This window comes from Dyadobacter sp., assembly GCF_017744695.1.
Taxonomy (GTDB): Bacteria; Bacteroidota; Bacteroidia; order Cytophagales; family Spirosomataceae; genus Dyadobacter.
This window is the reverse complement of record NZ_JAGIAS010000001.1, coordinates 515925-531111: the sequence shown is the minus strand read 5'-3', so window position 1 is coordinate 531111 and position 15187 is coordinate 515925. Positions and strand designations below refer to the sequence as shown.

Annotated in this window: 9 protein-coding genes; 6 read left to right on the top strand and 3 right to left on the bottom strand. The window is 48.5% G+C overall.

The window, feature by feature from the left end; all coding sequences use genetic code 11:
* Positions 1 to 115: 115 nt before the first annotated feature.
* Positions 116 to 1825, bottom strand: coding sequence for an RICIN domain-containing protein (locus J7619_RS01910; RefSeq protein WP_291193365.1), 1710 nt, complete (start codon positions 1823 to 1825; stop codon positions 116 to 118).
* 338 nt (positions 1826 to 2163) lie between these two features.
* On the opposite strand from J7619_RS01910, the gene J7619_RS01905 reads away from it, so the two are divergent.
* The 5 genes from J7619_RS01905 (at position 2164) to J7619_RS01885 (ending at position 8748) form a co-directional block, all read left to right on the top strand.
* Positions 2164 to 2985 carry an alpha/beta fold hydrolase gene (locus tag J7619_RS01905; protein ID WP_291193363.1) on the top strand — a complete coding sequence of 274 codons (822 nt, stop codon included), beginning with the start codon at positions 2164 to 2166 and terminating at the stop codon, positions 2983 to 2985.
* A gap of 200 nt (positions 2986 to 3185) precedes the next feature.
* Positions 3186 to 4286 carry an NAD(P)-binding domain-containing protein gene (locus tag J7619_RS01900; protein WP_291193361.1) on the top strand — a complete coding sequence of 367 codons (1101 nt, stop codon included), beginning with the start codon at positions 3186 to 3188 and terminating at the stop codon, positions 4284 to 4286.
* Between the two features lie 66 nt (positions 4287 to 4352).
* On the top strand, positions 4353 to 4934 hold the full coding sequence (locus tag J7619_RS01895; protein ID WP_291193359.1) for an RNA polymerase sigma factor: 582 nt from the start codon (positions 4353 to 4355) through the stop codon (positions 4932 to 4934).
* Between the two features lie 137 nt (positions 4935 to 5071).
* The gene (locus J7619_RS01890) at positions 5072 to 6064 is read left to right on the top strand and encodes a FecR domain-containing protein (protein ID WP_291193357.1); all 993 of its coding nucleotides are present in this window, start codon (positions 5072 to 5074) and stop codon (positions 6062 to 6064) included.
* Between the two features lie 275 nt (positions 6065 to 6339).
* A complete protein-coding gene (locus J7619_RS01885) occupies positions 6340 to 8748 on the top strand; it encodes an outer membrane beta-barrel family protein (RefSeq protein WP_291193355.1) in 2409 nt (802 codons plus the stop codon).
* A 21-nt stretch (positions 8749 to 8769) separates the two neighbouring features.
* On the opposite strand, the gene J7619_RS01880 is transcribed toward J7619_RS01885, so the two are convergent.
* Together J7619_RS01880 and J7619_RS01875 are read right to left on the bottom strand one after the other, a co-directional pair.
* A complete protein-coding gene (locus tag J7619_RS01880; protein WP_291193353.1) occupies positions 8770 to 11118 on the bottom strand; it encodes an FdhF/YdeP family oxidoreductase in 2349 nt (782 codons plus the stop codon).
* 46 nt (positions 11119 to 11164) lie between these two features.
* Positions 11165 to 12088, bottom strand: coding sequence for a Dyp-type peroxidase (locus J7619_RS01875; protein ID WP_291193351.1), 924 nt, complete (start codon positions 12086 to 12088; stop codon positions 11165 to 11167).
* Positions 12089 to 12379: 291 nt separating this feature from the next.
* Between J7619_RS01875 and J7619_RS01870 the strand changes: the two genes are divergently transcribed.
* Positions 12380 to 14785 (top strand): ABC transporter permease, encoded by a 2406-nt coding sequence (locus J7619_RS01870; RefSeq protein ID WP_291193349.1) that lies wholly within the window; start codon positions 12380 to 12382, stop codon positions 14783 to 14785.
* Positions 14786 to 15187: the final 402 nt, after the last annotated feature.

Sequence of the window (15187 nt, the reverse complement as noted above, 5' to 3'; positions counted from 1 at the left end):
ACCGTGGCGGCGGCACGCTACTACATAAATTTTCGGCTTCAACCAGTCGAGGAAGGCCCTGCCTTGATTAGGTAAAACCTTCCCCTATGACAGTAGTAAAACTTTTCCCTGAGAGCTAATCAATATATTCCCAGTGGAAGGTGAGGTGTTCTATCGTATCGCCGTTGTATGAACCGGAGATCTTTGCCAGCTTCGGGTTAAAACTGTCAGCAATATCAGCACAAAAGAAGTGGCGTGCGTAATGGGGGGCCTGATTGCCGGCGCCTGTCGTATTCCCTTTTTGGGTGGTAAACCAAACCCCTTCAACAAAGTTGCGAAGGTACCCGTACACACTGGTAATATACTCGCCTTCCTCCAAAACGATGCTATTCGAATTGGTACCCCTGGTACCTTTCAAGCCAGACGATTTACCATCATAGAAAACCTCGAGCCCACACAGCGTACTTGCTTTGTTGGAGTAGGCGATAATTTTTGTGATCGGTTTTCCATCCACACCTGTAAAGGGATTATGTGAATACGGCCCGCCAAAGGAACCGACTTCTTTTTTAATGATCGTTTCCGTATATGGGGTTGATCCGGGGTCAAAATAGGGCCAGAATTTGGCTGCGCGCAAAAACTCGTTCAGCTCAGATTCATATTGTATCTTAACCTGGTTTCTGCGCTGCTGTACAGCGTTCTGTGCACGTTCTTTGTAATCTTCGTCACCGTTACCGTTTTCATATAAATGCCATTGCATGGACCAACCATCATACGTATCCTGCACGGTAGATGTCCATCCCACACCTGCCCGTTGGTCGTCGTTCCGCTCTTTCACATGGGTCATCCGCCATTCCAGCAGTTCTGCTTTACTTTTATTTACAGCATCTGAGTACTCCTTTATACTATTCCTTAACTTGGTTTTATTAGAATCAAGTGTCTCCTGATCTGGATCTTTACCGAACAGGTCTTTATAATTGGCTACCATCATATGTCTTAACGTGATCATGATTGTGCCTAGTCCTACCATATAAGGCAATACTTCTTTGGATTGCTCGAGAAAATGCGGTTCTTTTTCCACTATCTTCAGAATCACCTCTTCGAGTTTCGCCCCTTTTAAACCAGGGGAATTTTTGATTTCATTGAGCACTTTCAACTGTCCTGCCAGCATTTCCCTTAATTGTTTCAGTTGTGCCTCTTTGAGCAGTTCGCGTATACGGAGATCCACGTAGCTTTTCATCTGGTCCCAAAGATCTGCCAGTTTATTGTGCTCGGTCCAGAACAATCCTACCAGAAATTTAAGTGCACCCCCACCGTCAGGAATCAAACCTATCAGACCCAGTGCTCCGGTCCGGATCATTTCATTCACCTCAGCATACGATGTGGCACTAGCCCCCACCGCCTGGTCTATCACAGGTACTGGTTTAAAAAGTTGGTTGTCTGATGCCATCAAAGAATGTTGTACCACGCCGGCATCATCAGTCGTTTTCGCAAGATATACATCGAAAAATTTCTCGCTATGGACTGCTTTTACGCGATAATAACCGCCACCAGCCGGCTCCAGGCGGAAGCGGATATTTTCCTGAGTCGGCTCCCATTGCCATAAGATGACCGGTACGCCGTCTTCCTGCGAACTGTTGTGAATAGCTACATAGCGGTCATAATGAGCCAATACAAGCCAATGGAAATTAATACTAGGGTCAAAACGGAATTTCTGAAGGTTGTTCTTAGGGTCGAGTGTCAGTTGACGAAGTCCATTGCCAAGGGTGTTGGAGGTGAATCCAAGAGCTTTGCCGCTATGTTTGGCGATGAGATAGTACTGCTGTTTTCCAAGCGGTTTAAAGGCCATGTGTCTGATTTAAGGGTGATAGAGGTTTGTAACTTAGAATAGATTCCCTAAGTTAGTCAGGTTTTCTATGGTAGAAAATATTTTTGAAAACCTCAACATTTAGCAGATAGGTCCCTGACCGCCGGCGCTGGCACTGGCCCGACAAGCGCATTAAAAGTACCTTTCAGTGGATGAGCTATTTGTACCTTGAAAAGAGAATTCTATATCGAATTCTCGTGACAGCCAGCTTGCGGTCCCCGGTCCGTTGAGCCCGGTTGAAATGACTTACGTCTTTGAAATATGAAGCGATTCTTACGTTATTGCAGGTGATAATTTTTCACTTCTAAATTAAAACAAGTATGAGCACGCTGAAATTAAGGGATGGGGCCGAGATGTTTTACAAGGATTGGGGTACGGGGCAGCCCATTGTTTTTCATCATGGCTGGCCACTTTCCGGGGATGATTGGGACAATCAGATGATGTTTTTCCTTCAAAAAGGCTTCCGCGTAATTGCTCATGATCGCCGCGGGCATGGCCGGTCTTCGCAAACATTTCAAGGACATGAGATGGATACCTATGCTGCCGATGTAGCTGAGCTCGCAGCACACCTTGACCTGAAAGATGCCATACATGTCGGCCATTCGACAGGTGGTGGAGAAGTGATCCACTATGTCAACAAGCACGGGAAGGGAAGGGTGGCAAAGGCCGTGCTGGTGAGTGCCGTGACGCCGATCATGGTGCAGACGGAAAGCAACCCGGATGGTGTACCAATGGGCGTGTTCGATGAAATCCGGCTGCTGACTGCTACTGACAGGCCACAGTACTTCAAAGATTTTTCAAATGCTTTTTACGGATATAACCGGCCGGGAGCAGTAGAGAAACAAGGTGTGCGCGACAATTGGTGGCGACAAGGTATGATGGGAAGTATACTGGCGCATTACGAATGCATTCAGGCTTTTTCTGCGACGGACTTTACCGATGATCTAAGAAATGTAGATGTTCCCGTACTGGTTCTGCACGGGGAGGATGATCAGATTGTACCTTATCAAATAACCGCATTGAAAGCGATCAAGCTTTTAAAGAATGGTACATTGATAACTTATCCAGGCTTTCCGCACGGAATGCCGACAACGGAAGCTGATACGATCAATAAGGATATCCTGGAATTTATTGCGCGGTAAGCGCAAGGTGTTGATCTAATGTCAGTCAAGAATAGACAGCCGGACGGGCCATTCCCGCTCGGCTGTCTATCCTGAGATAGTGAAAACTCTCTTCCCGGTATCCTACCTCCCCATTTGGTATCTTTCCAAACCGACTCAGTGGTCGCGATATCCGCGCCGGCAAAGTAACCTTCGCTTTCGCCGGGCATAAAAAGTTATAAATGTCAGATAGAATTCGATACAAGACAAAAATCATGGTCATCGGTGCAGGCCAGGCCGGCCTGGCCGCAGCTTATCATTTGAAGAAGTTGGGGTTGGAGATTGGACCTGATTTCATAGTACTCGACGCGGCTTCGGCAGCGGGTGGTGCGTGGCAATATCGTTGGCCATCGCTTACGCTTAGTACTGTAAACAAGATCCATGATCTGCCGGGAATGGCTTTCGAAGAAACGCTCGATAAGGCCAGCGCGACTGTGCAAGCCAGCATTGCCGTGCCTCATTACTTCGACCTTTACGAGCAAAAATTCGGCATCCGGGTATTTCGCCCGGTGAAAGTAGAAAATGTGTACCTCCACAATGACCGGTTCTACATAGACTCGTCGAAAACGCTGTTTTCAGCAATGGGGATCATTAACGCCACCGGTACATGGGAAAACCCTTACATTCCTGCCTATCCGGGAGCCGACCTATTCATGGGTGAACAGCTGCATACAAAAGATTTTAAAACTGCCGACTATTTCAAGGGAAAGCGCGTTGTAGTGGTCGGCGCTGGTATATCTGCAATCCAATTACTCGACCAGATTTCAAAAGTGACCGCTACGATCTGGGTCACCCGCCGCCCGCCCGTTTTTAGAGAAGGCCCTTTTGATGATGTGGCCGGCCATAATGCCGTGGCGATGGTGGAAGAAAGGGTGAGAAGCGGTCTGCTACCTTCATCTGTCGTTTCCGTTACCGGGCTGCCTCTTTCGCCGGAAGTGGTAGACATGAGACGCAGGGGCGTACTGAACCGCTTTCCGATGTTCAGCGAGATCACCAGCGACGGTGTTAAATGGGAAGATGGGAGGGAAGAGAAGGCCGATGTCATTCTCTGGAACACCGGCTTTCGAGGGGCGCTGGACCATTTGAAAGCCGTTTTACCCGGGGAAGAAACCGGTGGCATTATCATGTCTGGTCGGCTGGCAACGATGGTCGCAAAAGAACCCCGCATCCATTTACCGGGATACGGTCCGTCTGCGTCCACTATTGGAGCCAATCGTGCCGGTGCGGTAGCAGCCCGGGAGTTGATGTCGACTTTGGGTTTGGTCGAACGGTCCTCTAGCTAATTTATGCATAACTATTTATAGGAAATACAAGGTGTAAGCCGCTAAGCTGGCAACAAGGAACAATACATGTCGACCTATTCAACCTTCACCGATTTGCAATTGATCGATCTTTTAAAAAAAGACGATAGCAGTGCCTTTTCCGAAATTTACGGTCGATATGCAGCTGTGTTGGTAGGTTTTGCAAGTTCCAAATTATTTGATTTGGAGGATAGCAGGGATATTATTCACGACATTTTTGTAAAGCTCTGGCAGGAAAGGAAAGAATTGAAAGTTGACCGCGATTTAAAAGCATACCTGTTTAAACTCGCCCGCTATCGCATAATTGATAAAATTCGGAAAAACATCACTCGCGAGGAGTACGCAGCAATGGTAGATTCGCTCGCTGTCGACTATGGAATTACGATTGAGCAGGAAATAGCGGCAAAAGAAATAACCCACATTATCGAGACATCGCTGAATCAGTTATCTCCGCGCGTGAAAGAAGTTTATTTGTTGAGCCGGGAAGAAAATTTAAGTATTACAGAAATTGCCGACAAATTGCAGATTTCCGAACAGACGGTCAAAAACCAGCTTTCTACTGCATTAAAACATCTCCGGACTTCATTGGCAGGCGCATCCGCCGTCGCATTCATGTTCTGGCTTTCCTGAATAAGGCGTCCATGTTCCCTATTCAAACGGGCATTACCGATCCTGGGTCATTATCGTTACGATGCTTGCCTAAAAAAAATCATTTTCCCAATAGTACTAAATGGCACCTCAAACGACTACTGCGAAACGGATAGCAAATGAGTCGCCAACAAATAGTCGCTTTACTGGATCGCTACTTAAAGGGCGAGACCACGCAGAAAGAAAACCAGCTGGTGGAACGCTGGCTGGAGGAGCATGGTAGCCCCAATCAGGAATGGCAAAGTCTGGATGAATCAGGGAAAGATCAGTGGCTTTCCAGTGTATTCAGCGACATTAACAGCACCATTCGCCAGGCGGAGGTTAAAGTTGTGCCGCTGCCGCAAAGCAAGCGTTGGTGGTGGCAAAGCGTTGCAGCTGCCGCAGCGGTGTTACTGATCGGTTGTACCTTGTACCTGGAATGGCCGTTACTGCAAAACCTCTTTAATCCTGTACAACTCACAGCGCTCCAAGCCCCCATTAACCAAAAAAAGGCAATTACGCTCGCTGATGGTAGCCGGGTGTGGATCAATGCCGGGTCTGAGTTAAAGTATCCTGAAAAATTCAATGGCCGGACAAGGGAGGTTTACCTCTCCGGTGAAGCATATTTTGATATTCACCATGACGCTTCCAAACCCTTTATTATTCACACCGGTAACCTGCTGACAAAAGTGTTGGGTACCGCATTTAATATCAAGGAGGACAAAGGCAAACATACTATCCAGGTTACGGTGACCCGCGGTAAGGTGAGCGTTGCCAACGGTGATGAATTGCTGGGTATACTTCGCCCTCACCAGCAGATCAGTTTCAACACCTTGAAAGAGGAAGCTTTACAGGCAACTGTTGATGTCGCAGCGGTGATTGCGTGGCAGCAAAGTGACCTGCATTTTGAAGATGTGAGCTTTGGTGAGGCTATTGCACAATTGCGACAGCACTTCAATGTGAAGATCAGTTTCGGTAATGCAAAATTGAAGGACTGCCGTTTTACCGGCACATCCATCCAGGGTGAAGAATTGGAGAAAATACTAAAAGTAATGTGCGCTTTTAACAACGCCACTTATCGGGTCGGGCCGGACGGCAGCATCGTTATCGATGGGCCAGGTTGTAACAACTAAGAAGCTTACATACTCGCATCAGCGATGCGATAAAATCAAAAAAGCCATCTATTTTTTCACTAATGCGTATAAGCGTTATCGTTACTTCTATTGTATTAACCATTTTCCAGTCACTGTTTGCAACCGCTACGAGGGGGCAAGATATGCACTCGGACATGGTTACTATCGGTCTGCGGGATGAAAGCCTCGCCAGTGGCCTCAAAAAAATCGAGCAGCAAACCTCGCTTCGCTTTTATTACCGTAAAGCGGAAATTAAATCATTTGCCAACCTTACCTTGCCCGTAGCGACAAGAACTATTGAACAAACTTTGCAGGAGCTATTGCAAGACACTTTTCTTTCATTCCGGCAGATAGAAGGGAATATACTGATCGAACGAAAGATTGCGCAAGCCGACTATGAGATCAAAGGCCGTGTCGTGGATATCAATCATCGATCCATAGCGTTTGCGAACGTAATGCTAAAGCAGCTTGCTACTAATCGATGGATCCAGGTTGCGCAAAGCGATACCGGAGGCCATTTCAGGCTCACGGCAGCAGAGCAGGGGGATTATTTGATCAGGATTTCGGAAGTCAGCAAAGATAGTTTGTCCCTTTCCCTTGCATTAGGAGATATCAGGACGCTTCAATTACCGGATATCATACTCATCGAATCAACCAGACAACTCAAACAAATAACTATCACCAGTACACGTCCTGTTCTTGAACGAAAGGCTGATCGATGGATATTCAACCTGAACAACACTATCATGGCCAATGGCTCTTCCCTCTTCGAGGCTTTGCAAGGGGCGCCGTTTTTGAAGGTGTCCGACATTGGCGTTTCGATGGTGGGTAAGGGTGGGATGGGCGTTATGGTCAATGAGAAAATAATTTATTTGAGTGGAACCGACCTGACTAATTATTTGAAAACACTGAGATCCGAAAGTGTAGAAAAAATCGAGATCATTACCAATCCGCCGGCGAAATATGAGGCCCAGGGGAATGCCGGCCTGATTAACATTGTTTTGAAGAAAAACGAATCTTTGGGGTGGCGCGGGTCAATTAGTTCGTCGTTTGTGCAGCGAACATACAGCTCCTATCATAACAATCTGGCACTTTTCTACCGATCGGAAAAAGTTAGCAGCTCTTTTACTGTTAATCAGTCGAAGTACCGAAGTATTATCAAAGAATCGAACGATATAATCGATAGGCCGAATCCGATCCTTGGCCGCGGCCGGCGTGTAACGACTACACCAGGTGTGCAGGCTAGTTTAAGTGTTGATTATAAACTGAATAAAAATAATAATATCGGGCTTATTTACAATGTATCGGACAGCAAGTCGCTCACTACCTTGAATAATAAGACCAGCTATCAAACGAGCAATACTATCGACTCGGTTTTGAACACAACAGCCAGCATTTCAAGGCCATTGTTCACGCAGACCTTGAATACATACCACGATCTAAAGATTGACACGGCCGGAAAGAAATTAAGTAGTTCTGTCAGCTTTTTTACGAACAAGCCGAGAATACGAAACGATTTCGTTTCTGAATCTGAAAATACCTATGCCTCAGTTCGAAATAATAGCATTTCAAGATACCGTATCTGGTCTATTCAATCAGATTTGACATTGCCTTATAAATGGGTAACGGTAGAGACAGGAGTTAAGTTTGCCAATTTCAATAATGGTGCGGACGTAGCATATTATAACTACTTCCACGAAAAATTCTTGCTGGATAACACGCGCAGTAACGAATTCAATTATACCGAAAATAACCTGGCCTCCTATGTCAGCATGGAGTCTGAACTGTCAAAAAAATGGACCGCCAAAGCAGGATTGCGTTATGAGTACACGACCATGGATGGCTACTCGCCGACTTTGGAACAGCGTAGCAGGCGTAGTTATGGCGCCTTATTTCCCACAGCTTATCTCCTTTACAAGGCTACCGGGAATGATGTTATTTCTTTGAATTATTCGAGGAGGATCAATCGCCCCGGTCTGAATTTCCTAAATCCTTTTACGTTTTATTCAAACATTTACAGTTATTCCGTGGGCAATCCACTTCTTCTGCCATCATATAGTAACAATTTGGAAATCAGTTATTTGTATAAAGGCATGTTTTCTTTTACCGCATTCACACAACATAGCAGCGATATATTTTCATCGATTACGACGGTTAATGGTCCGTCAGTAGTTTCGAGGATAGAGAATTATTTAACTCAGGATAACCTGGGAGCCTATGTATCGTTTAATAGGGCATTGTTTAAATGGTGGGACAATAGCACCTCCGCCTCTTTTTTCTTTGCATCCTCAAAATCTAAAATCGAAGATGTTCCTACTCAGAATGGAAGCTCTGCGTCATTTAGTATTAACAATAGTTTCAAGGCAACACCTAAGTTGAGTTTTAACCTTAATTATAGCCAAAATCTTCCCTCAACGGGCGGAAATGTTTACACATACAGTCAACGCAATCTGACAACCGGAGCCAGATTGAAATTACTTAATGACAATTTGATACTCAGCTCGTCGATTTTTATAGGGTCTGTAAGCAAGTATGAAATACGTTTCAGCGATTTTGTGCAGAGCGTAAAAACGGACTACGATTATAAAACCTTCAATCTTGGCCTTACCTATTTGTTCGGAAGATCAAAGGTTTCGGGAAATAACAGGAACGTACTTTTTGATGAGAAAAGAAGAGCTCAGTAGAAATTGAGGCCTACCAGAGTTCTAAATTCTTTTATTGATAAGGGGATCATGTGGCCTGATTTTTATCCTGACAAATTTGGAGGCTGGCATATTGCTTTCTTTTACCACATTGTTGATGGATACAAGAACATTGGTTTCCGGGAAATAGGTGACGGTGTTTCTTTCCGGGATAGGGTAGGATACAATGATGAAAAGCGGTGCGATGCGTTCGATGCCATCGTCATAGTTGAAGAGATCCACCTTGTCCCCCGCATGCAGTCCAACCTTTTCAATGTCGTTTTGATTCATGAAAATTACGCGGCGCTCATTATGGATGCCACGGTAGCGGTCGTCTAAACCATAAATAGTGGTATTGAACTGGTCATGTGTACGGGTGGTAGCCATCAGGTACTCATCATCCGCAAGTTTGTTGTCCGGTAGTTCGGTTAGCGTGAATGCCGCTTTCTCACCATATTCAGAGCTGAAATGGCCGTCGCGGGCCGCATTAGGCAGATAGAACCCGCCTCTTTGCACCACCCGTTCATTATAGTCTTCGAACCCTTCAATGCACCTTTCGATATCGTCACGGACTGCGTCATAGCTCCCGGAATATCTGTCCCATTCTACGACCGACCTGTCCGCCAGCGTCTCCTTGGCCAGGTTGCAAACGATCTGGGTTTCGTTCATTAACTGGTCGCTGACCGGTGTAAGCATTCCGCGAGACCATTCTACTACACCCATGGCGTTCTCGGTGCTTACATGCTGCAGCTCGCCATGGACGATATCCCTGTCGCTGCGGGCCAATGTTGGCAAAATGATCGCCTCTTCGCCATGTATAAGGTGGCCCCTGTTCAGTTTTGTGGAGACACTTACGGTCAATTTGAGTTTGCGGATTCCCTGGGCCGTGTAAATCGTGTCGGGCGTTGCGGAAAGGAAATTGCCGCCCATGCTAAAAAACACTTTGAGTTTTCCTTCGTGCATTGCCTTGATGGAGTTGACCACATCGTAACCTTCCTGCCGCGGCGGATCGAACCCGAATACTTCTTGCAGTTTATCGAGCTGGGCCTGTGTGGGATTGTTGTTGATGAGCATGGTACGGTTGCCTTGCACATTGCTATGGCCTCTGACAGGGCATACGCCGGTGCCAGGTTTACCGATGCTTCCTTTCAGCAACAGCAGATTGATTATTTCCCGGAGGATATCGACCCCGTTGGGCTGTTGGGTGAGCCCCATTCCCCAGCAAACGATAATCCTTTTTTGGGAGGACATCATTTCGGCGGCCTGGTAAATCTGATCCCGGCTCATGCCTGTCTGCGCTGTAAGCTCTTCAAAGTTGTAACCGGCCAGGTGCGCTACAAACGCCTGATAACCGCCGGTTTTGTTTTGGATGAATTCGTGGTCGAAAACTTTCCCCGGGGACTTTTTTTCGAAATCAAGCAATAACCATTCGATTGCTTTGATCAATGCCATATCGCCATTGATCTTTACGGGCAGGTAGAGGTCGGCCAGTTGGACCCCATTACCCAAAACACCGCTGATCTCCTGCGGGTTTTTGAAACGCATCAGTCCGGCTTCCGGCAGGGGATTGATCGCGATAATCTTTGCGCCGTTTTTTCTACCCTTTTCCAGAGCGCTCATCATTCTGGGCGAATTCGTGCCAGGGTTCTGCCCGATGACAATAATGACATCCGTATCGTAGAAGTCGTGAAGCTTTACGGTGCCTTTACCTACGCCCAGTGTGGGCCACATCGCGAAGCCGGAGGTTTCGTGGCACATATTGGAGCAGTCGGGAAAATTGTTGGTGCCGAATTCCCGTACGAAAAGCTGGTACACAAACGAGGCTTCGTTGCTGAGCCTGCCTGAGGTGTAAAAGGCTGCTTCATGCGGAGAATCCAGGGCATTCAGGTGCTGTGCGATTTTTTGAAATGCCTCGTCCCAACTGATGGGCCGGTAATGTGTACCTCCTTTGGGTAAATACATCGGCTCGGTCAGGCGCCCGAAATGCCCGATCTCGTAGTCGGTCAGCTTCGCGAGGTCATAAACCGAATTTTTTGCAAAAAAATCCGCGGTTACCTTTTTGGAGGTAGCTTCCTCTGCCAGGGCCTTGGCGCCGTTCTCACAATACTCGGCGATTGGCGAACGGTCGTCATCCGGGTCGGGCCAGCCGCAGCTCGGACAATCGAACCCATCGAACTGGTTCATTTTAAATAGTGCTTTACCACCTCTTACAACCGTCTTATTAAGAATCAGGTCGCTCACCGAGGCGGCTACTGCCGGGATTCCCGCTGCCCAGTTTTTGGGGCCGGTCGTCATCAGGTCCAGTAACTGGTAGGGAGGAATGGCCGACGGTAATTTTTCCTCTTCTTTTTCTCTATAATGGTCTTCGGACATGACAATTCAGGTTTAAGGATGAGGAGATTTATCTGATTTACGCTGCCTACCCCCCGAAATCGGAGAGCATATCAAAAGTCGGCACGAAGAACAAGGTACCCGTGTGTGCCGTGCTGAAGTCCAGAATGCGGTCATAGTTTCCTTCCGGCTCGCCGACGAACATTCTCGTCAGCATCAGCTCCACCGTACTGAAAGTACTGGCATATGCGATGAAGTAAGTGCCCATTTCGTTGGAGGTCACGTTTCCAAAAGGCATATTGTCACGCACGATCTTACGGTCATCCCCCGCATTGGCCAGGGCGGAGTGGGAGTTGGGTGGTTTTACACCGTCGGGCATCTCGACATCATAACCCTTGGAGCGCCCGATGACTTTTTCCTGCTCGGATTCCGGCATGGCCCGCCATGCTTTCAGGTCGTGCAGGTATTTCTGAACAAACAGATAACTACCTCCCTTATAAACGGGGTCATCATCACCAACTATGCCAAAGTAAGCCCTGGGTTCGCCTGTCGGATTCTCGGTGCCGTCTACAAAGCCGAGTATGCTGCGGCTGTCCCAATACCGGAAGCCGTGTATCTCCACAATACAGTCTGCTGCGCATTCAAGTATGGTGGAGAGGTTGTAAGCGGCATCGATACAAAAGCTTTGCTTCGAGCTTCGGATGTGAAAATGCAGATCACCTTCGGTAGCCACGGCTGTGTGTTTACTTCCCGTTATGGGTGTAAACCGTTGTAATTCCTTCGGCAATGGTTGCAGCAGGCCGAGGTTTAGCCAGGCATCATGCCCTATGCCCATCACCACGCTTGCCTTGACGTCGGGGAAGCGCACATCGGCGGATTTGTTTAAATTGATGACCAATGCGCACACTTTCCGGAAAGCTTCGTTGGGGGCCGGGCCATCTTTGAATTTCCATACAAGAAATATAGCGTGCTGGTTAGGGTAGTCCAAAACATTTTGTGCCCGGAAGCTCATCGTAGTCAGGTATTTTTAAGCGTTATAGTCTAATCGGCTCGTGTTTAAAGATATTGAATTAGATTCGAATGTCAACAGATTCACAGTAGATAAGGCACCTTCGAGCATTAATCAATGCGACACCCACATTGACATCATTATCGGACGGGTGATGTCCAAAACCGCACATTTTATTTAGGGAAAGGTGGCTTTAAATGACCAAAAGGCAGTTTTGTGTTGATGGTACGAAAATTGGACAGATCCGGTCCGGCGGCCATTACCGACCCGCCCTCAACATCCTAACTCCCCATTATGCTCTATAATTATTTCAAAATCGCATGGCGTAATTTGCGTAAGAATCAGGCTTACACCGTCATCAACATCAGCGGACTCGCACTGGGCCTGGGTTGCGCATTATTGATCTTCGCCCTGGTCCGTTTTCACTACCAGATCGACCAGCATCACCGGAATTACGACCGGATATATCAGCTCACTTCCAGTTTCACATTGTCGTCGGGTACATTCAACATCCAGGGCATTCCTTATCCGCTGGGTCAGGCTGTCCGGAACGAATACCCCGACATCGAGCGTGTGGCGATGCTGGAAGAATGGTATTCGCCGATGGTGGCGGTGCCGGTTGCCAACCAGGCCGATAAGAAAATCAAGGACAAAACGCACCGCGGCGCGTTCGTGGAGCCAGCCTTTTTCAACATTTTCGACTACACCTGGATAGCCGGCGGCCCCGGCGAACTGAGCCAGCCGGGTACTGTGGTGATGAGTGCCGAAATGGCCCGCAAATGTTTCGGCTCCACTTCCCATGCCATAGGCCGGCTCGTGCGACTGGACGCGCGCATTCCCGCTCGCGTGGTGGGCGTATTTGCCGACTACCGCGACGATACCGACCTGGCTTATTCGGTGATGGCTTCCTGGCCATTGGTGAAAGAACAGCTCAATGGCCGCCCCGAAGATCAGCCTTTCGACAATACCAATGGCAGTACCCATTGTTTTGTCATTTTCAACGACCGGTTCACCGTCGCGGACTGGAACCGGCAGCTGCCATCATTTGTCAAAAAATACAATCCTGCGGAAGCGAAGAAAACGTCCTATCCGGCGGTACTGTTCAGCAGCATGCATTTATCGCCCGAATATGGCGGCGTGAGCCGCGGGCTGCTATGGTCGCTGGCACTGATCGGCATGCTTTTGATCGGTACGGCAAGCATCAACTTTGTAAACCTGGCCACTGCACAGGCGCTCAACCGAGCGCGGGAGGTAGGCGTACGCAAGGTGTTGGGCAGCACCAAAACGCAGCTCTTCTGGCAGTTCATAGGCGAAACGACGCTGATTGTACTGGCCGCTTTGGCGCTAGGGATGGTAATTTTTAATTATGGTCAGATATTGGCGCAAACTTATCTGCACGGGCTGTTCCGGTTTACTTTTTATTTCTCACCGGAGGTCGCCGGTGGGCTGGTTTTGCTGGTGCTGGCGGTTATCCTGCTGGCGGGTTTGTACCCGGCATTAGTGGTGGCGGGCTTTCGCCCGGTGGTAGCGCTGGCCGGGCGGCTTACCACGCAGCAAGCTGGCGGGTTTTCGCTGAGGCGCGGGCTGGTGGTTATGCAGTTCGCCATTTCGCAAATGCTCATCATCGGGCTCATTGTGGTTGCCAACCAGCTGCATTATGTACAGACTAAGGATCTCGGTTTTCGGAAAGATGCCATCCTGACGATAAGCCTGCCCAACGTGCCTTCGCAGGACGTCGGCAAAATGCGCGCTTTCCGCAACCTCGCCAATGCACTTCCCGACGTAGCCAATGTGAGCTATTCGATGGGCGGCTCTCCCCAGTCGGGCTGGACGAGCCAGACGAGAATACGCTTCGACAACCGCCCGGAGGAGGAGCCATATGGCCCCCAACAGGCCTGGATCGATGCCGATTATGTGGGTTTGTATGGTTTGAAACTGATGGCCGGTCGTAACCTGCAACCATCCGACACCGCCCGCGAAGCACTCATTAACGAAACGCTTATGAGGCGCCTGGGTTTCACCCGACCTGTCGATGTGGTGGGTAAACACCTGCATAAGGCCGGTTTTGCGCCGCTCGAAATTGTAGGTGTATTAAAAGACTACAACCAGTCGGACCTCCGCCAGCGCATTAATCCAATGTTCCTGACTACCGTAGCCACCGGCTATTATTCCGCCAACATTCAGCTCCGGTCTGCCGATTACGGCCGCGCATTGAAACAGCTGGAAAAGACCTACAACCAGGTGTATGCCGACAGTTTTTTCGAGCCGAAATTTGTGGACGACCAGATCCGGGAGACTTACGAGCAGGAGCAAACAATGGGGCGGTTGATCAACTTTTTTGCCGGCGTTGCGCTGCTTATTGGCTGCATGGGTTTGTACGGGCTCATCCTGTTCATGGTTGTGCAGCGCACCAAGGAGGTGGGTGTGCGTAAAGTGCTGGGGGCGAGCGTGGGCAGTATTCTCTGGCTATTCAACCGTGAGTTGCTGCAACTCATAGGTATTGCATTTCTCCTCTCGGCGCCGGTGGCCTGGTGGGTGATGAACGGCTGGCTGAGCAACTTCGAATACCGGATTTCCTTGAGTCCTGCTATTTTTCTGCTGGCATTGCTGGCAACGCTCATGATCGCATTGATCACGGTGAGTTTCCAAAGTGTGAAAGCGGCGGTGATGAATCCGGTAAAATCGTTGCGGAGCGAGTGACGTAGAGCAAAAGGAACCTTACAATTTGAACGCTGGATCTCAAATCGGTCGCTGTTAGTTTCTTCGGTCGTCGCCCATGGGAGTACCGACGAGGATTCCCGTCTGCTTACATCAAATGCCACCAGTGTGACAGGCAAACTGACGCAGGTTACGTCGTATGTGTCGCCGGAGATCGCCCAGTTCTTGCTGGTAATCAGGGACTGCCTAGCCGCGGATGCATCCGGGCCATAGGTTAACCCAACAGGGCACGTAGTGATGTACTATCAAACAATGCGAGGAATAGCAGTGCAAGCCGCAGGACGCGATCAAGAGCCGAATGTATAGTCTTAGGAGAGATCTGTATCATACACGTCTGGTTAGCTTGTCACCTGGCAGTTAAAGGTGCTAAGATATTCCTTTTGT

What these genes read in the sequence shown, in the direction of transcription:
- J7619_RS01880 (WP_291193353.1), bottom strand. Translation starts at nt 11,118, where the DNA reads ATGTCCGAAGACCATTATAGAGAAAAAGAAGAGGAAAAATTACCGTCG.
- J7619_RS01895 (WP_291193359.1), top strand. Translation starts at nt 4,353, where the DNA reads ATGTCGACCTATTCAACCTTCACCGATTTGCAATTGATCGATCTTTTA.
- J7619_RS01910 (WP_291193365.1), bottom strand. Translation starts at nt 1,825, where the DNA reads ATGGCCTTTAAACCGCTTGGAAAACAGCAGTACTATCTCATCGCCAAA.
- J7619_RS01890 (WP_291193357.1), top strand. Translation starts at nt 5,072, where the DNA reads ATGAGTCGCCAACAAATAGTCGCTTTACTGGATCGCTACTTAAAGGGC.
- J7619_RS01875 (WP_291193351.1), bottom strand. Translation starts at nt 12,088, where the DNA reads ATGAGCTTCCGGGCACAAAATGTTTTGGACTACCCTAACCAGCACGCT.
- J7619_RS01870 (WP_291193349.1), top strand. Translation starts at nt 12,380, where the DNA reads ATGCTCTATAATTATTTCAAAATCGCATGGCGTAATTTGCGTAAGAAT.
- J7619_RS01905 (WP_291193363.1), top strand. Translation starts at nt 2,164, where the DNA reads ATGAGCACGCTGAAATTAAGGGATGGGGCCGAGATGTTTTACAAGGAT.
- J7619_RS01900 (WP_291193361.1), top strand. Translation starts at nt 3,186, where the DNA reads ATGTCAGATAGAATTCGATACAAGACAAAAATCATGGTCATCGGTGCA.